Genomic DNA, 23,498 nt, shown 5'->3' with positions numbered 1-23,498 from the left:
TCCGGCGAGCACGAGTGGGGCCGAACGAGCGCTCCGACCACCGTTAGCGTATCCGGCCACCGGAACCCCCGCTCCACGCCGCCTTGATGTAAGGAGGGGACCCCTCCTATACACGAGGCGTTAGTAGGGGGCCCTTCCTTACACCGCGGCGAGCACGGCGGCTTCGAGGCGGTCGCGCTCGGCGTCCGAGGGCCACGAGCCGACCAGATAGAACACGTCCACCACGTCCCCACCGAGGGTGGCGATCCGGGCGGCCCGGACCTGCGCGCCGGCCGCGTCCAACGCGGTGGTCACCCGATAGAGCAGGCCCGCCGCGTCTGCGGCGCGCAACTCCAGCAGCACCGCGTCGGTGGCCGCGTCGCGGTGCCAGACCACCCGGGGCTCGGCCCCGGTGCCCCGTCCGGCCCGGCCGCGCAGGCGCTGCGTCACCGACACGTCACCGCCGACCGCCCGGCGCAGGTCCGCGGTGAGCGCGACCGGATCCGGCGCCAACCCGTACCGTGGCTGCACCCGGCACTCCACCAGCGCCCTGCCGTCCACCGTCGACGCGTCGGCGGCGAGCACCTCCAGCCGGTGCAGCGCCAGGCACCCGGCCACCGTCGCGAGCAGTCCCCGCCGGTCCGCCGCGGCCACCGCCACCCGGTCCCCGGTCAGGTGTACGACCGGCAGCGGCCCCGCCACCAGCGCCGGATCGGGTGCCGGTGGCTGCGGCACGGTGCCGGTGTGGAGCGTCGTCCGGACCCGGGCCACCAACTCGGCGACCAGTCGCCCCTTCCAGTCCGACCACGCGCCCGGTCCGGTGGCGGCGGCGTCCGCGCGGACCAGCGCGTACAGCAGGTCGAGGGTGGCCACGTCGCCGACCGCCTCGGCCACCCGGGAGATGGTGACCGGGTCGGCGAGGTCCCGCCGGGTGGCCACCTCGGGCAGCACCAGGTGCAACCGGACCAGCGTGGCGATCAGCGCCGCCTCGGCCTCGGGCAGTCCGATCCGGGTGGCCATCGCCTCGGCGATCGGCGCGCCCACGGTCGAATGATCTGCGAGGGTGCCGGCGGACTCGTGCCTGCCGGTCCGCCCGGCGGCACCTTCGCCTGGCAGGCCCTTGCCGATGTCGTGCAGGAACGCACCGAGCAGCAGCAGGTCCGGTCGGTCCACGTCGCGGGTGTGCCGGCTGGCCTCGTGCGCGGTCTGCACCAGATGCCGATCCAGGGTGAACCGGTGCACCGGGTTGTGCTGGGGCAGGCTGCGCAGCCGGGTCCACTCCGGCAGCCAGCCGTCGATCAGCCCGTACCGGTCGCAGGTCTCCCAGGCCGGGAGCAGGCCCGCGCCCGCACCCAGCAGCGTGGTCAGCGCCGCCCGCGCCTCGGCCGGCCAGGGCGTCGGCAACGGCGGGCAGTACGCGGCCAGCCACTCGCAGGTCGCCCGCGCGATCGGCAGCCCGGTGACCGCTGCGGCGGCGGCCACCCGCAGTGAGAGGCTGGCGTCGGGGCGGGCGCCGATGGCGGTGCGGGCCAGCACCAGTTCCCCGTCGTGCTCGACCACGTCCCGGGCGACCGGCCGGCGTGCCGGACGGCCGTCGGCACCCCGGCGGCGGCCGGAACGCAGCCGGTCGGCGGCGCGGAACGCGTCGTCGAGAGCGTGGCTGACGGTGCGCGCGTCGCCGGCCACCCGGCGCAGCAGGGCGTCACCGTCGCCCTCCTCGGCCTGCGCGCGTCGGTCCGAGACCGGAGCGGCGTCGGTAGCGTCGGCAGGAGTCGGGTGTGTCTCGCTCTCGACCGGGGCCTGCCGGAGCCCCAGCAGTGCGGCCACGCCGGCCCGTTCCTGGGCGAGCAGCCGGTCGACCCGCCGGCCGAGCTGCTGGTGCAGCGCGTCGCGGGTGTCCAGCAGGCGCAGGTGGGCGGCGTGTACGGCGGGCCGCAGGGCGTCGGTGATCCCGGCGAGCGCGATGGCCTTGAGGATGCCGACGTCACGCAGGCCGCCGGCCGCCTCCTTGAGGTCGCCTTCGAGCAGGAACGCCAGCTCGCCGTGGGCCTGCCAGCGGGTCGCCGCGCTCTCCCGCAACGGCGCCAGTTGGCGTACGGCGGTACGCCGCCAGTGGTCGACGGCGCTGCTGACCAGCGTGTCGGCGAGTTCCGGGTCACCGGCGACGAGGCGGGCGTCGAGCAGGCCGAGGGCCACCTTCACGTCGTCCTGGGCGACCGACAGCGCCTCGGCCACGGTGCGAACCGAGTGGTCCAGCCGCAGCCCGGCGTCCCAGATCGGGTACCAGAGCGAGGCGGCCAGTTCGTCGACGCCGGGCACCCCGGCGTGCACCAGCACCAGGTCGAGGTCGCCGTGCGGGGCGCACTGCCGCCGGCCCAGTCCCCCGACCGCGAGCAGCGCGACACCCGGTCGGTCCGGCAGCAGCCGGGACAGCCAGGCGTCGTACGCGTCGGCCCGGGCCCGGCGCGCGACGGCGCCGATCCCGGCCGGTACGCCGACGACCTCGTCGACCGGGAGTGTCGTTCCGCCGTCGGTCTCCACGGCTGTCCTCCCGGTCGACGAGGTCATCAACGGTGTCCTACAGGGCGTCGAGGCCGCGCTCACCGGTGCGGACCCGGACGACCTCCTCGACTCCGGTCACCCAGACCTTGCCGTCACCGATCTTGCCCGTCCGGGCGGCACCGACCACCGCGTCGACGATCTTGTCGACGTCGATCTCGTCGGTGAGCACCTCGACCCGGATCTTGGGCAGGAACTCGACCGTGTACTCGGCACCCCGGTAGACCTCGGTGTGGCCCTTCTGCCGTCCGTAGCCCTGGACCTCGCTCACGGTCAGCCCGGCCACGCCCAGCGTGTGCAGGGCTTCCTTGACGGCGTCCAACTGGTGCGGCTTGATGACCGCGGTCACCAGCTTCATGTCCAACCCCTCCATTGCGAGAACGTTAGCCGGCGACCTTTTCGCTTACCGCTTCGGTGGGCTCACTCTTCGGCTTGGCCGACGGAGCGATACCCGCAGCGGCGAATGCCCCGCCGCCACCGCCACTGGTGGAGCTGAACTCGTACGCGCTCTCCGCGTGCTCGGCGTTGTCGATGCCCTCGACCTCGGCCTCCGCGCTGAGCCGGAAGCCGATGGTCTTCTCGATCGCGAAGCCGATGATGTACGCGACCACGAACGAGTACGCCAGCACCGCGACCACACCGATCGTCTGCAGGCCGAGCAGCTTGATGCCGCCGCCGTAGAGCAGACCGTCGTTGCCCTCGCCGGCCAGCACCTCGATGGCCAGGAAGCCGATGAGCAGCGAGCCGATGATGCCGCCGACCATGTGCACGGCCACCACGTCGAGCGAGTCGTCGTACTTGAGCTTGTACTTCAGACCCACGGCGAGCGCGCAGACCGCACCGGCGATGAGGCCGAGGGCGATCGCGCCCAGCGGCTCCAGGAACGCGCAGGCGGGGGTGATGCCGACCAGGCCGGCGATCGCACCGGAAGCCGCGCCGAGCGTGGTCGGCTTGCCGTCGCGGAGCCACTCCACCACGATCCAGCCGAGCACCGCGGCAGCGGTGGCGACCTGCGTGTTGATCAGCGAGACGGCGGCGGCGCCGTCGGCCGCACCCGCCGAGCCGGCGTTGAAGCCGAACCAGCCGAACCAGAGCAGCGCCGCACCGAGCAGCACCATCGGCAGGTTGTGCGGCTTGAACTTGTCCTTGGGCCAGCCGACCCGCCTGCCGAGCACGAGTGCCAGGGCCAGGGCCGCCGCACCGGCGTTGATGTGCACCGCGGTGCCACCGGCGAAGTCGAGTACGCCCAGCTCGCCGATCCAGCCGCCGCCCCACACCCAGTGCGCGACCGGGAAGTAGACCAGGGTCGCCCAGAGGCCGGCGAAGAGCAGCCACGGGCCGAACTTGGCCCGGTCGGCGATCGCGCCGCTGATCAGCGCGACGGTGATCACCGCGAACATCAACTGGAAACCGGCGAACAGGAGGTCGGGAATGCCGCCCTCGGTGCCGCTCTCCAGCATTCCGCGAAGGCCGACGTAGGAGAGATCTCCGGTGATCCCGCCAATGTCATCGCCGAATGCGATGCTGTATCCGTAGAACACCCACAACAGGCTGACCAGGCCGATCGCTCCGAAGCTCATCATCATCATGTTGAGCACGGACTTGGATCGCGTCATGCCGCCGTAGAACAGCGCCAAGCCGGGCGTCATGAGCAACACCAGCGCGGCAGAAGTCAAAATCCAGGCGGTGGCACCAGAATCTAGCTCCGGCACGCTGCCTCCTCTCGGGTTGTATTCCCTCCCTCCCGGCATCGCGCAGCATCGCCCGTACGCCGGTTGCGCGGAAGCCTGATTGTCGGCTGTTTCGCCCAGGGTCCCCGAGTGGTTTCCGAACCGTGACGGCTTGTTTCGTACGTGTGAAGAACGCCGGACGCCTCGGTGACACGGCGGGGGGTGGATCGGCCGTCCGGCGTACCCCGATCCTCCGATGGATCAGCGCAGGGCGTACTCGAGGGCGTGCCGTTCGTAGTCGAGCAGGCGCAGGTCCCGCATCGGCCGGCGCAGGTGCCCCTTGTGCACGATCCGCACGAAGGCCGGTTCCCCGGCGGCGGCCATCCGGCGGATGCCCTCCACGTGGTCCACGATCCGCTTGCGGATGGTCCGGATCAGCCGGTGCCGGTCACGCGGGATCAACCCGTACGCGTCGGCGAACAACCGCAGCCGGCGCGGGCGGTCCGGGTGCTTCCAGCCGAGCGTGATCGAGTCCCGGTCGGAGAAGATCGGCACCCAGGTCCAGGCCGCGTACGCCACGTCGTAGATCCGCGCGCCGGGCGAGGCGAGGTCGAAGTCGATCAGCCCGAGGGTGCCGTCCGGCCGCCAGATCACGTTGTGCGGCGCGGCGTCGTGGTGGCAGATGACCTCGGTGTCCGGCGGGGGCGGGCCGAACGAGCGCCACACCGCCTGCGGAGGCGGGGCGAAACCGTACTGCGCGTCGTGGAACATCCGCAGCATGGTGGCGACGGTGACCAGTGCCTCGTCGGTGACCCAGTGCGGGGCCAACGGATACTCCCCGCACTCCCCCTCCAGGTACGACAGCACCTCACGGTTGCGCTCGTCCATGCCGAGGGCGCGGGGCGCGCCGGTGAACCCGACGTACTCCAGGTGACGCAGCAGGGCGTGCACAGCCGGTGTCCACGGTCCGGCGTTGCGCCGGACCGTGTCGCCCACCCGTACCACGGTGCTCACGTTCCCGCCGTGCAGCGGGATCTCCTGCGAAGTCACGTACGGTCTCCCGAGGCGCTGCGACGGGTGGCTCGGGTCGCGCCAGCCCGCGTACGCGCGATCGTCTCTGGTCACCCGAGGTTACGCGGTCGGACCGGAGGAATCGGCACCCAGCAACGCGTCGACGAACTGCGCGGGGTCGAACGGCGCCAGGTCGTCCGGTCCCTCGCCGAGCCCGACCAGCTTGACCGGGATGCCGAGCTTGCGCTGCACCGCGATCACGATGCCGCCCTTGGCCGTGCCGTCGAGCTTGGTCAGCACGACGCCGGTGACGTTGACCACCTCGGTGAAGACGCGGGCCTGCTCCAGGCCGTTCTGGCCGGTGGTGGCGTCGAGCACCAGCAGTGTCTCGTCGATCGGGCCGTGCTTCTCCACCACCCGCTTGACCTTGCCCAGCTCGTCCATCAGGCCGATCTTGTTCTGCAGGCGGCCGGCGGTGTCCACGAGCACGGTGTCCACGCCGGTGTCGATGCCGCGCCGGACGGCGTCGAAGGCGACGCTGGCCGGGTCGGCCCCCTCCGGGCCGCGGACGGTCTCCGCGCCGACCCGGCCGGCCCAGGTCTCCAACTGGTCGGCGGCGGCGGCCCGGAACGTGTCGGCCGCGCCGAGCAGCACGGTACGTCCGTCGGCGATGAGCACCCGGGCGATCTTGCCGCAGGTGGTGGTCTTGCCCGCGCCGTTGACGCCGACCACGAGCAGGACCGCGGGCACACCCTCCTTGGGTGTGGTGTGCAGGGCCCGGTCCAGAGCCGGGTCGAGCGCGTTGACCAGCTCGGTGGCGAGCAGGGTCCGCAGCTCGGCGACCGACCGGGTGCCCAGCACCCGGGTGCGCTCCCGCAGCCGGTCCACGATCTCCCGGGTGGCGTCGACACCCACGTCGGCGGTGATCAGGCTGTCCTCGATCTCCTCCCAGACGTCCTCGTCCAGCCGGTCGCGGCTGAGCAGGCCGAGCAGGCCCTTGCCGAAGGCGTTCTGCGACCGTGACAGCCGGGAGCGCAGCCGGACCAGCCGGCCGGCGGTCGGCTCGGGCACCTCGACGGTCGGGGCCGGCGCCTCGATGACCGGGGGCTCCACCAGGACGCCGGTGGACAGATCGGACTCCGGGGCCTCGACCGGCGGTCCGGCCAGGTCCTCCTCGGCCCGGGTGTCGACCTCCGTACGCGGCAGCGGCGGCTCCGGCCGTCGGCGCAGCCGCGGCACGACCAGCCCCACGCCGGCGAGGATCAGCACGCCGAGCAGGGCGAGTGCGACGAGGAGGTAATCCATCATGCCGAAATCCTGTCAGATGCTCGCGACGGCGTCTCATCCACCGCTCCCCCGGTCATCCACCGCAGGAGCGGTAGGCTCGCCCAGCCAGCAATGCCACGGCCGCCGGCGGGGTAGTAAGAAGAGGTCCCCCCTCACCTCGGAGGTTCGCCATGCCCACCGCCCGACTGCTCATCGGTCCGCTTCTCCGGCGGGTCGTCGGCACCCGGGCCACCGTGTGGGTCGAGACCACGGCCCCCGCGACGGTCACCGTCCGCACGGCGGGCGGCGCCTCCGGCACGGCCGCCACCTTCTCCGCGTACGAGCACCACTACGCGCTGGTGGTCGTGGAGGGGCTCACGCCGGACAGCGCCACCACCTACGAGGTGCTGATCGACGACGAGGTGGCCTGGCCCCCGCCGGAGAGCCGCTTCCCGCCCAGCGTGATCCGCACCCGCGCCCAGGACGACCGGGACCAGCCCGTACGGCTGCTCTTCGGGTCGTGCCGGGAGACCACCCAGCACGCCACCACCCGCAGGCTCCCGCCGGACGCGCTCGACGCGTACACCCGGCGGGTGTTGGACGACCCCGATCCGGCGGCCCTGCCCGACCTGGTGGTGCTCCTCGGCGACCAGGTGTACGCCGACGAGACCTCGCCCACCATCAAGCGGCTGCTGCGGCGTCGGCGGCGGCGCCCCAAGGACGCTCCCAGCGACCAGGTGGTCAGCTACGACGAGTACACCAAGCTCTATCTGGAGTCGTGGAGCGACCCGGAGATCCGGTGGCTCTTCTCCACCGTGCCGAGCGTGATGATCTTCGACGACCACGAGATCATCGACGACTGGAACACCTCGGCCTCCTGGCGGGCGGACATGCGCGACCAGCCCTGGTGGCCCGAGCGGATCGCCAGCGGACTGGCGTCGTACTGGGTCTACCAGCACCTGGGCAACCTCTCCCCGGACGAGATCGCCGCCGACCCGGTCTACGCCAAGGTCCGCGCGGCCGAGGACGCCACCGAGGTGCTGCGCGAGTTCGGCACGCGGGTCGACACCGAGGCCGACCTGTCGCACGACGCCGAGCGCTGGAGCGCCGTGCAGTACCAGTGGAGCTACGCGCTCGACCTGGGCCGCACCCGGCTGGTGATGCTGGACAGCCGGTGCAGCCGGGTGCTGGTGCCGGGCCGCCGGACGATGCTGCCGGCCGCCGAGTGGTCCTGGTTCGTCGACCAGGCCCACGGCAGCTACGACCACCTGGTCGTCGGCACGTCGCTGCCGTGGCTGCTGCCGCCCGGCATCCACCACGTCGAGGCGTGGAACGAGAAGCTGGCCGACTCGTCCCGCCCCTGGGTCGCCGGGCTGGCCGAGAAGCTGCGCCGCGCGCTCGACCTGGAGCACTGGGGTGCGTTCCGGCGCTCCTTCGAGGGCCTCGCCGAGTTGTTCGCCCGCCTCGGCACCGGCACACCCGGCGGTCCCGACGAACGCAAGGGCGCCGGACCGGCGTACCCGCCACCGGCGTCGATCAGCGTGCTCTCCGGCGACGTGCACCACTCGTACGTGGCCCGGGTCCGCTTCGCCGACCCGGACGTACGCACCCCCGTGCACCAGCTGACCTGCTCGCCGATCCACAACCAGGTGCCCGCCGGGATGCGACCGGTGATGCGGCTGGGCTGGGCGCGCGGTCCGGCCGGGGCGGCCCGTGCGATGGCCCGTACGGCCGGGGTGCGCCGGTCCTTCGTGAAGTGGCGCAAGCTGGCCGGCCCGTACTTCGGCAACGCGGTGTCGACGCTGACCAACGCCGGCCGTGGGTCGGAAGTGGTGATCGAGGGCACCAGCAGCGACGGCAGCCTGCGCGAGGTGGCCCGGCAGCGGCTCACCCCGTGAAAGGAAGGGCCCCCTGTTAACGCCTGCGGTAGAGCAGGGGTCCCCTCCTAACATCCTGACGGCGCGACGACCTGCGGAGCGGGCGACCGGTCACGTGCCCGCAGGTCCCCCTCAGGCGGCCAACGCCGCCCGCAGGTAGCGCAGGTCCTCCGGGCCGCTCCAGCGGTGCGCCGACAGGCCCGCCACCCGGGCACCGCTGACCGCCCGGTCCTCGTCGTCGACGAAGAGCACCCGGCCCGGCGCGGTCTCCAGGGCCTCGCAGGCGGCCTGGAAGTACTCGCGGGCCGGCTTGTGCACCCCGACCACCGAGGAGTTGACCACCACGTCCAGCTCGCCGGTCAGCCCCAACGTCGCCAGGTCCTCGTCGAGCAGGTCGGTGGCGTTGGTGGCGAGCCCGACGCGGACGCCCTGACCCCGCACCTCGCGGACGAAGTCGAGCACCGCCGGAACCACCTCGCCCCGGTATCGCTGCCACTGCTCGACAGCGGCCCGGGCCCGCTGCGGGCCACCCGCCGAGTCGGCCAGCGCGTCGGCCACACTCGACACCCACTCGGCGTGGCTGACCCGGCCGGTCAGCACCGGTTGCAGCAGCTCCCAGTGCATGGCGATCTCGCCGAGCACCCCCTCGGTGAGGCCGTACTCCCGCTCCACCCCGGCGGCCACCGCCGGGTCGAAGCGCCGCAGTACTCCGTCGAAGTCCAGCAGGAGCGCCGTCGCGCGTTCCCGAGCCACTACCCGTTCTCCTCGCCGCGGCCGTGCCGCTCGTCGTCGGTGTCGGCCCGGTTGAGCCGTTGACTGATCACCTGGGTGACCCCGCCGCGCATGGTCACGCCGTACAGCGCGTCGGCGATCTCCATGGTCCGTTTCTGGTGCGTGATGACGATGAGCTGGCTCTTCTCCCGCAACTGGGCCATCAGCGTGATGAGCCGACCCAGGTTGACGTCGTCCAGCGCCGCCTCGACCTCGTCCATGATGTAGAACGGGCTGGGCCGGGCGCGGAAGATCGCCACCAGCATCGCCACCGCGGTCAGCGACCGCTCGCCGCCGGAGAGCAGCGAGAGCCGCTTGATCTTCTTACCGGGCGGGCGTGCCTCGACCTCCACGCCGGTGGTCAGCATGTCGTCCGGCTCGGTGAGGATGAGCCGGCCCTCACCGCCGGGGAACAGCACCTCGAAGACCTGCTCGAACTCCCGCGCGGTGTCGGCGAAGGCGCTGGCGAAGACCTCCAAAATGCGGTCGTCCACGTCCTTGACCACGGTGAGCAGGTCACGGCGGGTCGCCTTGAGGTCCTCCAACTGCTCGGAGAGGAACTTGAACCGTTCCTCCAGCGCGGCGAACTCCTCCAACGCGAGCGGATTGACCTTGCCGAGGAGGGTGAGTTCCCGCTCCGCCTTGGCGGCCCGCTTCTCCTGCACCGGTCGCTCGTACCGCACCGGCTCGGGCACCGGCAGGCCGTCCCGTTCGGCGGCGGCCACCTCCGCCTCGGTCGGCGGCACCGGCTGCTCCGGACCGTACTCGGCGACCAGGGTCTCCACGGTCAGGCCGAAGTCCTCGGCCGCCTTGGCCTCCAACTGCTCGATGCGCAGCCGCTGCTCGGCGCGGGCCACCTCGTCCCGGTGCACCTGGCTGGTCAACCGGTCCAGTTCACCGCCGAGCCGTTTCGCGGCGGCCCGCACCTCCTGGAGTTCCGCCTCGCGGGTGGCCCGTTCGCGCGCCACCGCGTCGCGGTGCTCCTCCGCCCGCGCGATGCTGGTGGTCAGCCGGGTCAGTGCCGCCCGTGCGCCGCCGGCCACCGCACGGGCGATGCCCGCCCCCCGGGTACGCGCGGCCCGTCGCGCCGCCGCCCGCTCCCGCGCGGCCCGCTCGGCGGCGGCCTGCCGGCGCAGCGAGTCGGCCCGACCGGCGATGGAGGCCACCCGCTCCTCGGCGGTACGCACCGCGAGCCGGACCTCCATCTCGTTCTGCCGGGCCTGCGGCACCATCGCGGCGAGCTGGTCGCGTTCCTCGGTGGACGGTTCGGCGTCGAGCGGCGTCGCCTCCGCCAGCCGCAGCCGCTCCTCCAACTCGGCCAGTGCGGTCAGGTCCCGTTCGCGGGCCGCCTCGGCGCGCGACCGGGACTCACCGAGCCGGTCGGTCTCCGCCTTGGCCGACCGGGCGGCGGCCCCCAGTTCGGCCAGGCGTCGGGCGGCGGCGTTGCGGTGGCTCTCCGCCTCCCGCTTGGCGGCGGCGGCGTGCTGCACCACCTCCTTGGCGGCGGCCACCTCGGCCCGCGCCTGCACGAGTTGCTCACGCAGGTCGGCACTGCCCCCCTCGGCGGCGAGCCGGTTGGCCCGGGCCTCCTCGACCGCTGCCTGCACCTCGATGTAGCTGGGCGCCTTGGCCGAGCCACCGGCCGCCGCGTACGCCCCGACGACGTCCCCCTCCCGGGTGACCGCGCGCAGCTCGGGGTTGCCCGCGACCACCTCGGCCGCAGCGGCCAGATCGTCGACCAGCACCACGTCGCGCAGCGCCCGGTGCACCGCCGGACGGATCTGCGCGTCGCAGTCCACCAGGTCGGGGGCCCAGTGCGCGCGGTCGGGCAGTTTGGGACGCAGCGCATCGGCCGAACCGGACATCCCCGGCCCGGCCGGGCTGCCGACGAGCAGACCGGCCCGCCCGGCGTCGGAGATCTTCAGCAGGCGCATCGCCTCGACGGCCTCGTCCACCCCGCTGACCGCGACCGCGTCGGCGAGCCCACCGAGCGCGGCGGCCAGTGCGGCCTCGTGACCGGGAGCGACCGTGAGCAGGCCGGCGAGACTGCCCAGCAGCCCGGGCACCTGGTCGGCACGGGCCAGCAGCGCGCCGGCACCGTCCTTGCGACGCAGGCCCAGGGCGAGGGCCTCCTCGCGTGCCTTCCAGGTGGCGGCGTCCTTCTCCGCCGCCCGCTCGGCGTCGGAGAGCGATCGGACGGTGGCCTGTGCCTTCTCATGGGCGCTGACCGCCTCGGCGTGCCGGGTGTCCAGGTCGGCGTTGTCGCGGTCCGCCTCGGTGGACTGCTCGGCGACCGCGTCCAGGTCGGCCTGGGCCCGCTCGGCGCGGGTCAGCGCGTCGGTGTGCGCGGTGGCGAGTCGTTCGATCTCCTCACCGGCGCTGGTGGTCCGGGCACGGGCGGAGTTCACCTGCCCGGTGAGCCGGGCCAGCCCCTCCCGCCGGTCGGCGATCGCCTTCGCCGCGGCGACCAGCTCCCGCTCGGCCGCAGCGAGCTGCCGCTCCAGTTCCTGCCGGTGCTCGACCGCCTCGGCGAGCCGGATCTGGTCGTCGGTGAGCGCCGCCCGCAGGTCCTCCTCCTGCTCGCGGATCCGCTCGGACTCGGCCTCCAACTGCTCCGGGTCGCGACCGGGGCGCTCGTCGTCGGGCGTCGCGCTGAGGTGCCGCAGCCGTTCGAGTGCGAGTTGCTCGATCGAGCGGAACCGCTCCTGGAGGGCGGAGAGCCTGTACCAGGTGTCCTGTGCGGCGGCCAGCAGCGGCGCGTCCTCGGCCAGCGCCTCTTCCAGCTCGCCGAGGCGGGACTGTACCTCGGCGTGTTCGGCCTCCACCTGCTCGCGTCGTCGGCGCAGCGCCGTCTCGTCGGCGATCTCCTTGTCCAGCGTGGTGCGCAGGGTGGCCAGGTCGTCGGCGAGCAGCCGCAGCCGCGCGTCCCGCAGGTTGGCCTGGATCACGGCGGCCCGCCGGGCCACCTCGGCCTGCCGGCCGAGCGGCTTGAGCTGGCGGCGTAGTTCGGCGGTGAGGTCGGTGAGCCGGTTCAGGTTGGTCTGCATCGCGTCGAGCTTGCGCAGCGCCTTTTCCTTGCGCTTGCGGTGCTTGAGGACGCCGGCGGCCTCCTCGATGAAGGCCCGCCGGTCCTCCGGCTTGGCGTGCAGCATGCCGTCGAGGCGGCCCTGGCCGACGATGATGTGCATCTCGCGGCCGATGCCGGAGTCGGAGAGCAGTTCCTGGATGTCGAGCAGCCGGCAGGAATCGCCGTTGATCTCGTACTCGCTCTCGCCGGAGCGGAACATCCGGCGGGTGATGGAGACCTCGGTGTACTCGATCGGCAGGGCGCCGTCGGTGTTGTCGATGGTCAGCGTCACCTCGGCCCGGCCGAGCGGGGCCCGACCGGCGGTGCCGGCGAAGATGACGTCCTCCATCTTGCCGCCCCGCAGCGCCTTCGCGCCCTGCTCGCCGAGCACCCAGGCGATGGCGTCGACGACGTTGGACTTGCCGGATCCGTTGGGGCCCACCACACAGGTGATCCCCGGCTCCAGCTTGAGCGTCGTCGCGGAGGCGAAGGATTTGAAGCCCTTCACCGTCAGGCTCTTGAGATGCACGTCCCGATCCTCGTCCGGTGGCCGCCGTACCGTCGCCCGGCTGCGCGGACCCTGGTCAACCCGCAGAGTAACCCGGCACCGGGTGGCCCACCCCACGCGACCCGCCTGCCGGCGTCCGGGGCCGGGCAGAGATGCGCGCCGGCACACATCGTGTCGGCGCGCTGCTGTGCGGTGGAGCTATTCGGTTGTGGCGACCAGGTGGATCAGGTCAGTGCCGGCTCGGCCAGACGGAGCAGATCGTCCGCCTCCGCCGCAGCCGCCGCGAGCCGATCGTTCTCGGCACGCAGTCGGGTGACCTCGAACTCCAGTGACTGAACCCTGGAACGCAGTCGGGTGACCTCGTCGAGGAGGCGCCGGTCGGGCGCCGCACCTACGTGGCCATAGAGGGCCTTCGCCATTTTGACTCCTTGATATGCGCTGCCGGAGAGGCCGGCCAACGCGCGCCCTGGTGTACGCGGCTACCACTCCCACGAATTCTGGGCATGGCCGGGCGCGACTGGCGACACATACATATTGAGCCGGGAGCCCCTGATTCGTCAAGTTCCCGCAGGCCGTAGATCATCTCGACGTCGGCCCGACCGGTCACCGGCGGCTGCCCCCAGGCGCGGACACGCTCTGTCCGGACGCCTCGACTCTACGCGCCGGTCCGGTGGATTACCTCACCCGGATGTACAGGGTCCTCTTAACTCTTCCTTAGCCGGATTGCTGCCCCCATGAGCGACACGTAGCGTCACCTCGGCCCGGTACCCGACCCGTGGAGGCGACAGGCGTGCACGGCTGGAACGACCCGCGTGACCCGGAGGCCGACCCTCGCCGCCCGGAACTCCCGACCGAGGACCCGGCCTGGTTGACCGACCGTCCCGCACCGAGGTCGGCCTACCTGTTCGGTGACGAACCGGGAAGTTCGACCGACCGGTGGTACGACGACCAGCCGACCGAGCAGTGGCAACCGGAGGCCCCGCACTCGCCCCGTGGGGGTGAGGCCGACTGGCGGTCCGGTCAGCACCACCACGCCATCGAGCCGGAGACCGGGTACTACGAGCCGACCGACCGTGGCGGGACACCGGACGGGCCCGCCGGGCGGGGGATCCCCGGGTGGCCCGCATCGGCCGACCACGACCGGACCGCCCGGCACGCGGCGCCGGAGACCGGCCACCACGGCGCCGACTGGGACACCCAGGTCCGGGGGTACAGCGCCCCGGCCGGGCCCGCGTCGGGCTCTGCGACCGGACCGGACCAGGACCGCTACGGCAGGTACGGTGCGACCGCCGACCAGAGCCGCTACGACATGACCGTCGAAGGCGGATACGGCACGGCCGGGGACCGTGACGACCCGGCCGTCGAGAGCGGATACGGCACGGCTGCCGGCCCCTACGGCGGCACCGGCGACCACGGACGGTACGGCCTGCCGGCGGACCAGCGGAACGACGCCGGCCAGCGGGACGAGCCGGCCGGGTCCGATGAGCGCGGCGCACGACGCCGGTTGCGGCGTCCGTTGGTGCTGGGCGGCGCCGCCGCGGCGGCGACCCTCGTGGTGAGCATCGGCGTGGCAGCACTCGCACTGCCCGGTGACGACACGCCGACCGATCGCACCGCCGCCGACATCCCTCCCGTTTCCGCGCCGGCGCTGCCGGACGAGACGACGGACCTGGCGCTCGACCCGAGCGACTCCCCGAGTCCCAGCCCGAGCCCGAGCGTCTCGCCGAGCACCGCGTCACCGTCGCCGTCACCGAGCCGGACCAGCAGCCCCACCCCGGCGGCGTCGCGCACCACCGCGCCCTCGCGGCAGAACGCCGACCGGCAGGGCAGCCCCAACCGCGCCAGTACGCCCAGTGCCACCCCCTCCTCGGGCACCACCTCGCAGGCGGCGGAGGTCGTGCGGCTGGTCAACGTCGAGCGGGCCAAGGAGGGCTGTGGCGCGCTCAGCATCGACGACAAGCTGATGACCGCCGCCCAGCGGCACAGCCAGGACCAGGCCGACACGCAGAACATGTCGCACACCGGCAGCGACGGCAGCAACCCCGGAACCCGGCTCGACCGGGTCGACTACACCTGGCGGACCTACGGCGAGAACGTGGCGTGGAACCAGCGCACCCCGGCCGCGGTGATGGACGCCTGGATGAACAGCGAGGGGCACCGGGCGAACATCCTGAACTGCGCCTTCACCGAGATCGGCGTCGGGGTGGCCAGCAGCAACGGGCCGTACTGGACGCAGGTCTTCGCCGCACCCCGCTGAGGCGGTCGCGGCGGAGGCGGTCGCGGCCGGACTGCGAGTCCTGATCGGGTCTGTCCTCGTTTGACCGGGTGAGGTACGCCGACGCGTACCTGCTCGGGCGGTGTGGCGCCGCCCCGCGACGTGCGGAGACGGCGATGCGGATCGGGGTGGGCCGGACGCGGCGGGTACGCCGGGGGCTCCCGGCCGGCCTGGTGCTCACGGTGCTCGTCGCCACGGTCGCCTGCCGACCCCCGCTCCCGCCGCCCGGCGCGCCCACGAGCTGGCCGGCGGCCTCGGCGCGTCACTGGCAGTGGCAGTGGCAACTGCGCGGCGAGCTGGACCCGGAGGTCCCGGCGAACGTGTTCGTGCTCGACCCGGTCGCCACCACCGCGGCGCAGACCGCCGTGCTGCGCGCCCGCGACAGCCGTCTGGTCTGCCAGGTGCACGTCGGGTCGGTCCACCCCGACGATCCGGACTCCAGCCGGTACCCGGCGGAGGTACGCGGTGCCACGTCCACCGGGACCGACCGCACCTGGCTGGACGTACGCCGGTGGGACGTCCTGCGGCCGGTGCTGGCCGACCGGTTCCGGCTCTGCCGTGGCAAGGGCTTCGGGGCGGTGCTGCTGGCCGACGCCGACGGGTACGCCCAGCGCTCCGGGTTCCCGCTGGACTTCGACCACCAGCTCCGGTTCAACCGCCAGGTGGCGGCGCTGGCCCGCACCCTCGACCTCTCCCCCGGCCTGCTCGGTGCCCTGCCGCAGGTCGCCGCGTTGGCGCCCGACCTCGACTTCGCAGTCGACGAGGAGTGCGTCCGGCTGGCACGGTGCGAGAAGCTGCTGCCCCTCGTCGACGCCGGCAAGCCGGTGTTCCACGTCGAGTACACCGGCGACACCACGGACTTCTGCGTCACCAGCGTCGGCTACGGCTTCGCCTCCATCCGCAAGCACCGCACGCTGGACGCCTGGCGGCTGCCCTGCCCGGCGTCGTGAGCCCTGCCCGCGCGCCGACGGCCCGGCGGTCAGCCGCGCAGCGCGCCCCGGGGACGTGGCTGGCAGCGGGGACAGCTGTACGACGAGCGGTTCATGAACGCCTCCCGCCGGATCGGCGCACCGCACCGGTGACAGGGCTGCCCCTCCCGGCCGTACGCGTTCAGCGACCGGTCGAAGTAGCCGCTCTCCCCGTTGACGTTCACGTAGAGCGCGTCGAAGCTGGTCCCCCCGGCGGTGATCGCCTCGGCGAGCACGTCCCGGACGTGGCCGAGCAGCCGCCGGGCGGCCGGACCGGTCAGCGCGTCGGTGGGTCGGACGCCGTGCAGGCCCGCGCGCCACAGTGCCTCGTCGGCATAGATGTTGCCCACGCCGGAGATCAGTGTCTGGTCCAGCAACGCGCGCTTGACCTCGGTACGCCGTCGCCGCAGCGCGGCCACGAACTCGTCGTCGGAGAACTCCGGGTCCATCGGGTCCCGGGCGATGTGCGCGATCTCGGCCGGCAGACCGGCACCGCCCTCGCTCACCGACAGTCCGCCGAACGTCCGCTGGTCGACGAAGCGCAGCTCCGGTCCGTCGTCGGTGAACCGGAACCGCACCCGTAGGTGCGCCTCGTCGACGGTGCCCGCCGGTTGCAGCAGCAGTTGACCGGACATGCCGAGGTGCCCGATCACGGCGTCACCGCTGTCCAGCGGGAGCCACAGGTACTTTCCCCGCCGCCGTACGTCGAGCACGGTCCGACCGGCCAGGACGTCGGCGAAGTGGACGCCGCCCGGCTCGTGCCGGCGTACCGCCCGGGGATGCCGAACCTCGACCACGTCGATCCGGCGGCCGGTGACCCAGCGGGCCAGGCCCTGCCGGACCGTCTCCACCTCGGGCAGTTCAGGCACGGTGCGCCTGGACCTCGCCGAGGGTCTCGGCCCGGCCGTCGACGGTCACCACGTCCTGCTCGTCGGCCGGGTCGGCGGTCACCTCGGCCGGGCCCGACTCCGCCTCGGCGTCGGCGGTCAACATCCGCCAGGCGGACTCGGCCGCCCGCTGCTCGGCCTCCTTCTTGCTGCGTCCGTCGGCACCGCCGTACCGGTTCCCGGCGACCACCACCCAGGCGGTGAAGGTCTTGAGGTGGTCCGGTCCGGTGCCCTCGATGCGGTACTCCGGCACCCCGAGCCCGAGCGCGGCGGTCAACTCCTGGAGGCTGGTCTTCCAGTCCAGCGCGGCACCCCGGCCGGCCGACTCGGCCATCAGCGGGTCGAACAGCCGGTGGATCACGATCCCGGCGGTGTCGAGCCCGTACTGGAGATAGATCGCGCCGAGCAGCGCCTCCAGGGTGTCCGCGAGGATGCTCGCCTTGTCCCGCCCGCCGGTGGTCTCCTCGCCCTTGCCCAGCAGGAGGTACGGGCCGAGGCCGTCCGGGCCCAGGCCACGGGCCACCTCGGCGAGGGCGCGCATGTTCACCACGCTGGCCCGCAACTTGGCCAACTGCCCTTCGGGCAGGTCCGGATGGTTGTGGAAGAGCGCGGTGGTGATCACCACGCCGAGCACCGAGTCGCCGAGGAACTCCAGCCGCTCGTTGGTGGGCAGGCCACCGTTCTCGTACGCGTACGAGCGGTGGGTGAGGGCGCGCTCCAGCAGGTCCGGGTCCAGCGTCACGCCGAAGGCGGCTTCCAGATGGCCGACGGAGGGCCTCCGCCGCTTGTCGTTGCTCATGATGTGCGTACCTCGGTGTCGGTGGTGCGGTCGGTGCGGTGGCCGGCGAGCAGCGCGGCGACCCGGTCGGTGGCATCGCGTCGCCAGAGGTGGGCGGCGAGGGCGATGCCGGAGGAGATGTCGTCGGGACGGGCGGCGCCGTGACAGACGACCACCGTCCCGCCCACGCCGAGCAGGGCGGCCGCCCGGGGCGCACCCCCGCCGGGCGGCGGTCCACCGGCCATCGCGTACGCGCCCTCGATGGCCTTGAGCAGCACGTTACCGGTGAACCCGTCGGTGACCACCACATCGGCACGCGTGCCGACGCAGACGTCGTACCCCTCGACGAGACCGACGTAGCGGGCGTCTGCGGGCAGGGTCACGGTGCTGAGCACGGGATCGGTGAGCCGGCGGGCCCGGTCGCCCTTGCCGGCCTCGGTGCCCACCGAGAGCAGACCCACCCGGGGTGCGACGACACCGTGGGCGGCAGCGGCGTAGGCGGCCCCGAGCACGGCGTGCCGGGCCAGCGTGGCGGGGTTGGGTTCCAGCGAGCCACCGACGTCGAGCAGCACCACCGGTCCGGAGACGGCGGGCAGGACGGCGGCGAGCGCCGGGCGTCGCACCTCGGGCCAGCGACCCAGTCCGAGGGCGGCGGCGGCGACGGTCGCGCCGGTGGAGCCGGCGGAGACCAGCGCGTCGGCCTGGCCGGCGTGCACGGCGGCGACGGCCGTACGGACGGTGGAGTCGGTGCGTGCGGTGACGACCTCGTCGGCCATGTCGACGGCGGTCCGTGCGGGCCGGACGGTGATCCGGGCGCGTTCGGCCGGGTCGAGGGCATGGATCAGCGCGCCGGCCACCTCGGTCGGGCCGACGAGCAGCAGATGCAGGTGAGGGTCGGCGCGCACCGCCCGCAGAGCGCCGTCCACCACGACGGCGGGAGCGTCGTCCCCGCCGAGGAGGTCAACGGCGATCCGTGCGGTGCCCGGCTCCGTCGCGACGCCGGCCGGTGAGAGCCGGCCGGCGTCGGCGGGAGTGCCGGGCGATCGCCGGGGTGTGCGCGTCGCCCGACCCGTGGTCGGAGACGTCACTCGGCGTCCGGGTCAGACCTCGAGGACCTGGCGGCCGTTGTAGGTGCCGCAGACGGAGCAGGCGGCGTGCGGCAGCTTGGCGGACTTGCACTGCGGGCAGGCCACGGTCGCGACCGCCGCGGCCTTCCAGTTCGCCCGGCGGGACCGGGTGTTGCTGCGCGACATCTTGCGCTTGGGGACGGCCACGGTTCTTACTCCTCTGTACGGGTCAGTTGCGACAGGCCCGCCCAACGCGGGTCGATCTGCTGGTGGCTGTGATCGGCCGGCAGATCGTCCAGGTGTACCCCACATTCGGGGCACAGGCCCGGGCAGTCCTGGCGGCAGAGCGGGTTGGTCGGCAGTGCGAGCACCACCGCGTCCCGCACCGCCGGTTCCAGGTCGATCAGGTCTCCCTGCATCCGGCCGACCTCGTCATCCTCGGTGGTGACGTCCGTGGTGCTGTTCTCGTACGCGTACAGCTCCTGGATCGTCACCGACACCGAGTCGTTGATCTCGCGCAGGCAGCGACCGCACTCGCCCCGGACCTGACCGCTGACGGTCCCCGAGACGAGCACGCCCTCGGACACCGACTCCATCCGCAGATCGAGGTCGAGGTCCGCGCCCTCCGGCACGCTGATCAACTCCACGCCGAGGTCCGCCGGTGCCGGGACCACCCGTGTGACGGTACGCAACGCACCAGGCCGGCGCGGTAGCTCCCTCGTGTCGAGGACCAGCGGCGACCTGGGGTCGAGTGAAACGGGTGAGTTCTTGGGCATAGTCAGACTCCGGCCGGTGAGAGGCCGACAAACGAGGTTACCTGCACCGGCGGCCCACCGTCGAACCGGGGCCGGCCTGGGCTACCCCGGCGTCGGCGGGGATGCCAGCGGCGGCACCTGCCGGGACGGACGACCGCCGGTCGCCGGGCCGCGTCGGCGGCGGGCTCGGCGGCGGCAGTCCCGCACCGGCGGGTACCGACCGTGGGGTCAGAAGGGCAGTGGACGCTCCGCCTCGTCACCGCCGAAGGTGCCGATCTCGCGGAGCGCGTGCATCTTGTCCCGGCCGCGTTCGATGGAGGCCAGCGCCCGGGTGAGGAACTGCTCGAAGTTGGCCAGGGCGGTGTCGACGTAGTCGTCGACCTCCTCGCGGAGGCGCTGCGCCTCGGCCCGCGCCTCGGCGATGATCCGGGCACCCTCGTGCTCGGCGGAGACCGTGATCTCGTTCACCGAGACCAGGCGGGCGTGTTCCGCCTCACCCTCGCTGATGATCCGGTCCGCCTCCCGCTTGCCCGCCTCCATGATCTTGTCCCGCTCCTCCAGCAGGGCGGCGGCGCGGCGCAGGTCGGCGGGGAGTTCGGCGCGCAGTTCGTCCAGGGCCGCGATCATCTCGCCCCGATCGACCATGCAGTTGTTGCGCGACATGGGCACGGAGCGCGCCTGCTCCACCATGGCGATCATTTCGTCGATACGGTCGAGCGGGTCCACCGGTACCTCACTCCTGTCGTTCGTCGGGCCGACCTACATCATGCGGGCTGCGGCCACGTTCCCGCTTCATCCAATGATGTCGTCCCGACACCCCCGCGACACCCCACCCCCTCCCCCGGCGCGTCGCGCCCGGCCCCTTCGCGGCCCCGTGGCACGGACGCCGACGGCGGCCGGGGCACGGCGCGTACGCGTCAGGCAGGTGGGGTCAGGCGGGCCTTCAACGCCTCGCGGACCAGGTCAGGCACGTGCGGGCTGACGTCGCCGCCCCACTTGGCCACGTCCTTGACCAGGCTGGAGGAGAGGAAGGAGTAGAGCGGGTTGGTCGGCATGAACAACGTCTCGACCCCGGCGAGGCCGATGTTCATCTGGGCCATCTGCAACTCGTAGTCGAAGTCGCTGACCGCCCGGATACCCTTGATCAACACCGTCGCCCGCTGGGCCCGACAGAAGTCCACCAGCAGCCCACGGAAGGACTCCACGCGGACGTTGTCGTAGGAGGCGGTCACCTCGCGGAGCATCTCGATCCGCTCCTCGACGGTGAACACGCCCGTTTTCGACTGGTTGATGAGCACACCGACGATCACCTCGTCGAACAGCCGGCTGGCCCGACCGACGATGTCGAGGTGACCGTTGGTGACCGGGTCGAACGAGCCGGGACACACCGCACGTCTCATGATCGGCGACCGTACCAAAGGGTGGTCTCGCCGTACCGACGACTGCGCAGGCCAGTGACGCCTTCCACCCACTCGACCGGGTTGCCGCGACTGGACCGCTCGATCACGAGCAGGGCGTCCGGCGCGAGCCAGCCGCCGTCGACCAGTCCGGCGAGCATCGTGGTGACGCTCTCGTGTGGCAGCGCGTACGGCGGGTCGGCGAAGACCACGTCGTACGGGTCACCCTCCGGCCCGCCGGCCAGCACCGTGGCGACCTTGCCGGTGACCAGCCGCGCCGCAGGCCCCGCCCGCAGCACCGCGATGTTCTCCCGGATCACCCGCGCGGCACGCGCGTCGGACTCGACCAGCAACACGTGTGCGGCCCCCCGGGACAGCGCCTCAAGGCCCACCGCGCCGGAGCCGGCGTACAGGTCGGCGAAGCGCGCCCCGTCCAGGTCGACCTCCGCCTGCACCGCGCTGAACAACGCCTCCCGGACCCGGTCCGAGGTCGGTCGGGTGCCGGCACCCGGCGGCGCGGCGATCCGCCGGCCGCCGAGGCTCCCGGCCACGATCCGGGTCACCCTTCGCTCCTGCTCATGCCCCTGACGCTACGCGAGGACACGATGACCCTCGCGACGAGTACGCGGCCTCGGAGGCGCACCGACCGTCCGATCCGGACGCGAAAAGCCCTCGATCGATCACTGGCTGTATATCAATGATCTCACATTCATAACATCATCCTTAGCCCTCGCTGAGGACTGTCCCGTTCCACACGATCTCGCTAGGGTCTGCCCCGGTGCCGGCCACCTATCATCGCCGGCCATCGACACGGGTGGCACCTTCCTCCGGCGCGGCAGCCTCCGCCGGCGCCGTCCGTCCATCCGTGACGACCAAACGCTTCTTCACCCCGGGAGTACGCGTGATCCGACCCAAGCTGTCGCTCCGGCGACCGCTGGCTGTCCTGGCAGCCGCCCTCATCGGCATGACCGGAGCAGCGGCAGTGGCCACCCCGGCCAGTGCACACCACACCACCATCACCGCCACCGCCGTCTGCGACCAGCTCAGCGGCGAGCGGGTGATCACGTGGAAGGTGGTCAACAGCGAGCGCAGGTCCGCCGCCACCATCAAGAAGGTGACGACCACCCCGTCGACGAAGGTCCAGGTGCTCGTGCCGGGCGCCGAGGCCGTCGACCTGCAGGGCGTCGCGATCCCGAAGGGCGGCTTCGTCGAGGCCGTGCAGCGGGTGCCGGGCGAGACCGCGACCGCCGAGCTCGTCGTCGAGGGCCGCTGGGACAACCGGCGCGAGCAGACCAACAAGGGCAGCATCAACCTGGCCGCCGACGCTGCGTGCGCCCCCGCGCCGAAGTGCGTCGACGCCAGCGACGCCAAGTACAGCCACACGTTCGACGGCCCGAAGGGCACCGCGACCGTGAAGCTGGAGGGCGACCTGCCGCTCTGCGGTGACGCGAAGCAGTACTTCACGCTGGTGTCGTACTTCGCGCCGCGCCCGAAGTTCGCCACCCCGCAGTACGTCTACGGCGCGCCGGCCAGTGACTTCCTCGGCGGCACCCAGACCGAGATCGCGCTGAACGTCGGCGTCCCGGACTGCCACACCCAGGTCGACCTGATCTGGGGCGGCGTGGACGAGGTCATCGACCCGCTGGTCGAGAACGGCAAGCGCTACGGCGACAAGAAGCTCGGCGAGAAGGGTGCCCCCGGCAACCGCTCGTCCGGCCCGCAGGGCTGGTACAACGGCGGCAGCAAGAACTGCACCACCCCCGCCTCCACCTTCGCCTCCGCCTGCGACGGCACGGTGACCGTGTCGCTGAGCAACGACGGCACGCTCTCCCGGTACGCCGTCGAGTTCGAGGTGCGCGGCGAGAACGGCTGGTCCAAGAAGGTCACCGTCGAGCCGGGCAAGGCCGACAACGAGACCGTGGTGCCCGCCGAGAACGCCGGCGCGATCGAGGTCCTGGTCGACGGAAAGGTGATCGAGGGCGGCACGTACACGTGGCAGCGTCCCGAGGACTGCCCGCTGCCGACCGTCACCACCGACGCCGACTGCGAGACCTTCGCGCTGACCGCCTCGAACCCGGAGGGTGGCGTGCCGGTCAAGGTGGAGTTCACCTACGGCGACAAGACCGAGACGCGGACCGTCGCGCCGGGCACGTCGGAGAAGGTCAGCTTCAAGGCCGGTGACGAGGAGACCGCACTGGTCGTCCTGCCCGAGCTCGACCTGGAGCTCGAGGTCGTCTACGCCCCCGAGGACTGCGGCGGTGGCGGCGGCGGCGAGGAGCCCCCGGGCCTGCCGGTGACCGGTGCGGCGGCCGGCGGCATCGCCGCAGGCGCGATCGCCCTGCTGGCGGTCGGCGCGGTGCTGTTCGTGATGGCCCGGCGGCGTCGGATCCACTTCACCGCCTGAGCCGAGTCTGAGGGGTCCCTCCCGCGACTGAGACGGGACCCCGACGAGATGTGAGTCCCGAGGGCGCGTCGACCACCCGGTCGGCGCGCCCTCGGCGTAGGCGCGCCCGTCCGCTCGCGGCCCCCGTCGCGGCCCGGTGATCGTGCTCGATCCAGGATCGAGTGCCTTCCACGTCGCGCCGAGGCCACTCGATCCTGGATCGAGCGTGATCAAGGCAGGTCCTCGGCGCACGCGGTCAGCGCACGCGGTCAGCGCAGGT

At 72.6% G+C, this 23,498-nt stretch carries 20 protein-coding genes; 4 read left to right on the top strand and 16 right to left on the bottom strand.

From position 1 onward, the window contains the following. Positions 1–138: 138 nt before the first annotated feature. The 5 genes from ACFYTT_RS12155 to ftsY form a co-directional block, all read right to left on the bottom strand. Positions 139–2,547, bottom strand: a complete 2,409-nt coding sequence (locus ACFYTT_RS12155; RefSeq protein ID WP_357213081.1) for a [protein-PII] uridylyltransferase — start codon at positions 2,545–2,547, stop codon at positions 139–141. A 10-nt stretch (positions 2,548–2,557) separates the two neighbouring features. Next, the gene (locus ACFYTT_RS12150) at positions 2,558–2,896 is read right to left on the bottom strand and encodes a P-II family nitrogen regulator (RefSeq protein ID WP_176092961.1); all 339 of its coding nucleotides are present in this window, start codon (positions 2,894–2,896) and stop codon (positions 2,558–2,560) included. A 25-nt stretch (positions 2,897–2,921) separates the two neighbouring features. Then, complete coding sequence (locus ACFYTT_RS12145) at positions 2,922–4,289, bottom strand: ammonium transporter (RefSeq protein ID WP_131052229.1); 1,368 nt, start codon at positions 4,287–4,289, stop codon at positions 2,922–2,924. A 180-nt stretch (positions 4,290–4,469) separates the two neighbouring features. After that, positions 4,470–5,333: an aminoglycoside phosphotransferase family protein gene (locus ACFYTT_RS12140; protein ID WP_176092960.1), complete on the bottom strand. Its 864-nt coding sequence runs from the start codon at positions 5,331–5,333 to the stop codon at positions 4,470–4,472. Positions 5,334–5,339: 6 nt separating this feature from the next. Continuing rightward, the gene (gene ftsY / locus ACFYTT_RS12135; RefSeq protein ID WP_176092959.1) at positions 5,340–6,527 is read right to left on the bottom strand and encodes a signal recognition particle-docking protein FtsY; all 1,188 of its coding nucleotides are present in this window, start codon (positions 6,525–6,527) and stop codon (positions 5,340–5,342) included. A gap of 149 nt (positions 6,528–6,676) precedes the next feature. Between ftsY and ACFYTT_RS12130 the strand changes: the two genes are divergently transcribed. Then, positions 6,677–8,383, top strand: a complete 1,707-nt coding sequence (locus tag ACFYTT_RS12130; protein ID WP_387258913.1) for an alkaline phosphatase D family protein — start codon at positions 6,677–6,679, stop codon at positions 8,381–8,383. A 111-nt stretch (positions 8,384–8,494) separates the two neighbouring features. On the opposite strand, the gene ACFYTT_RS12125 is transcribed toward ACFYTT_RS12130, so the two are convergent. From ACFYTT_RS12125 to ACFYTT_RS12115, 3 genes are all read right to left on the bottom strand, one after another. Then, on the bottom strand, positions 8,495–9,115 hold the full coding sequence (locus ACFYTT_RS12125) for an HAD family hydrolase (RefSeq protein ID WP_131056682.1): 621 nt from the start codon (positions 9,113–9,115) through the stop codon (positions 8,495–8,497). Then, positions 9,115–12,729 (bottom strand): chromosome segregation protein SMC, encoded by a 3,615-nt coding sequence (smc, locus tag ACFYTT_RS12120; RefSeq protein ID WP_387258911.1) that lies wholly within the window; start codon positions 12,727–12,729, stop codon positions 9,115–9,117. Before smc ends, ACFYTT_RS12125 begins: the two co-directional genes overlap by 1 nt. Before the next feature lie 203 nt (positions 12,730–12,932). Further along, a complete protein-coding gene (locus ACFYTT_RS12115) occupies positions 12,933–13,127 on the bottom strand; it encodes a hypothetical protein (RefSeq protein WP_092373577.1) in 195 nt (64 codons plus the stop codon). 371 nt (positions 13,128–13,498) lie between these two features. Here ACFYTT_RS12115 and ACFYTT_RS12110 point away from each other — a divergent pair, with 371 nt between their 5' ends. Both ACFYTT_RS12110 and ACFYTT_RS12105 read left to right on the top strand, forming a co-directional pair. Then, positions 13,499–14,965 carry a CAP domain-containing protein gene (locus tag ACFYTT_RS12110; RefSeq protein WP_387258910.1) on the top strand — a complete coding sequence of 489 codons (1,467 nt, stop codon included), beginning with the start codon at positions 13,499–13,501 and terminating at the stop codon, positions 14,963–14,965. Positions 14,966–15,033: 68 nt separating this feature from the next. Beyond that, positions 15,034–15,933 (top strand): endo alpha-1,4 polygalactosaminidase, encoded by a 900-nt coding sequence (locus ACFYTT_RS12105; protein ID WP_387258909.1) that lies wholly within the window; start codon positions 15,034–15,036, stop codon positions 15,931–15,933. Between the two features lie 29 nt (positions 15,934–15,962). Here ACFYTT_RS12105 and mutM read toward each other — a convergent pair whose 3' ends face one another. The 8 genes from mutM to rsmD form a co-directional block, all read right to left on the bottom strand. After that, positions 15,963–16,820: a bifunctional DNA-formamidopyrimidine glycosylase/DNA-(apurinic or apyrimidinic site) lyase gene (gene mutM / locus ACFYTT_RS12100; RefSeq protein ID WP_387258907.1), complete on the bottom strand. Its 858-nt coding sequence runs from the start codon at positions 16,818–16,820 to the stop codon at positions 15,963–15,965. Further along, positions 16,813–17,637, bottom strand: a complete 825-nt coding sequence (rnc, locus tag ACFYTT_RS12095) for a ribonuclease III (protein WP_387258905.1) — start codon at positions 17,635–17,637, stop codon at positions 16,813–16,815. Before rnc ends, mutM begins: the two co-directional genes overlap by 8 nt. After that, positions 17,634–18,587, bottom strand: coding sequence for a phosphate acyltransferase PlsX (locus ACFYTT_RS12090; protein WP_131054718.1), 954 nt, complete (start codon positions 18,585–18,587; stop codon positions 17,634–17,636). The genes rnc and ACFYTT_RS12090 overlap by 4 nt, the downstream gene beginning before the upstream one ends. Before the next feature lie 129 nt (positions 18,588–18,716). Continuing rightward, positions 18,717–18,890, bottom strand: a complete 174-nt coding sequence (gene rpmF, locus ACFYTT_RS12085) for a 50S ribosomal protein L32 (protein WP_091435485.1) — start codon at positions 18,888–18,890, stop codon at positions 18,717–18,719. A gap of 5 nt (positions 18,891–18,895) precedes the next feature. After that, complete coding sequence (locus ACFYTT_RS12080; RefSeq protein ID WP_357213062.1) at positions 18,896–19,459, bottom strand: YceD family protein; 564 nt, start codon at positions 19,457–19,459, stop codon at positions 18,896–18,898. A gap of 207 nt (positions 19,460–19,666) precedes the next feature. After that, entirely contained in the window at positions 19,667–20,164 is a 498-nt protein-coding gene (locus ACFYTT_RS12075) for a hypothetical protein (protein WP_131054984.1), read from the bottom strand. 191 nt (positions 20,165–20,355) lie between these two features. Continuing rightward, positions 20,356–20,838: a pantetheine-phosphate adenylyltransferase gene (gene coaD, locus ACFYTT_RS12070; protein WP_131054985.1), complete on the bottom strand. Its 483-nt coding sequence runs from the start codon at positions 20,836–20,838 to the stop codon at positions 20,356–20,358. After that, complete coding sequence (rsmD, locus tag ACFYTT_RS12065) at positions 20,835–21,398, bottom strand: 16S rRNA (guanine(966)-N(2))-methyltransferase RsmD (protein WP_131054986.1); 564 nt, start codon at positions 21,396–21,398, stop codon at positions 20,835–20,837. The genes coaD and rsmD overlap by 4 nt, the downstream gene beginning before the upstream one ends. A 302-nt stretch (positions 21,399–21,700) precedes the next feature. Between rsmD and ACFYTT_RS12060 the strand changes: the two genes are divergently transcribed. Continuing rightward, on the top strand, positions 21,701–23,239 hold the full coding sequence (locus tag ACFYTT_RS12060; RefSeq protein WP_236145900.1) for a cell wall anchor protein: 1,539 nt from the start codon (positions 21,701–21,703) through the stop codon (positions 23,237–23,239). Positions 23,240–23,498: the final 259 nt, after the last annotated feature.

The sequence above is a fragment of the Micromonospora sp. NPDC003816 genome, assembly GCF_042874705.1.
Taxonomy (GTDB): Bacteria; Actinomycetota; Actinomycetes; order Mycobacteriales; family Micromonosporaceae; genus Micromonospora.
The sequence above is the reverse complement of the archived record's forward strand: the minus strand, read 5'-3'. Positions and strand labels throughout refer to the sequence as shown.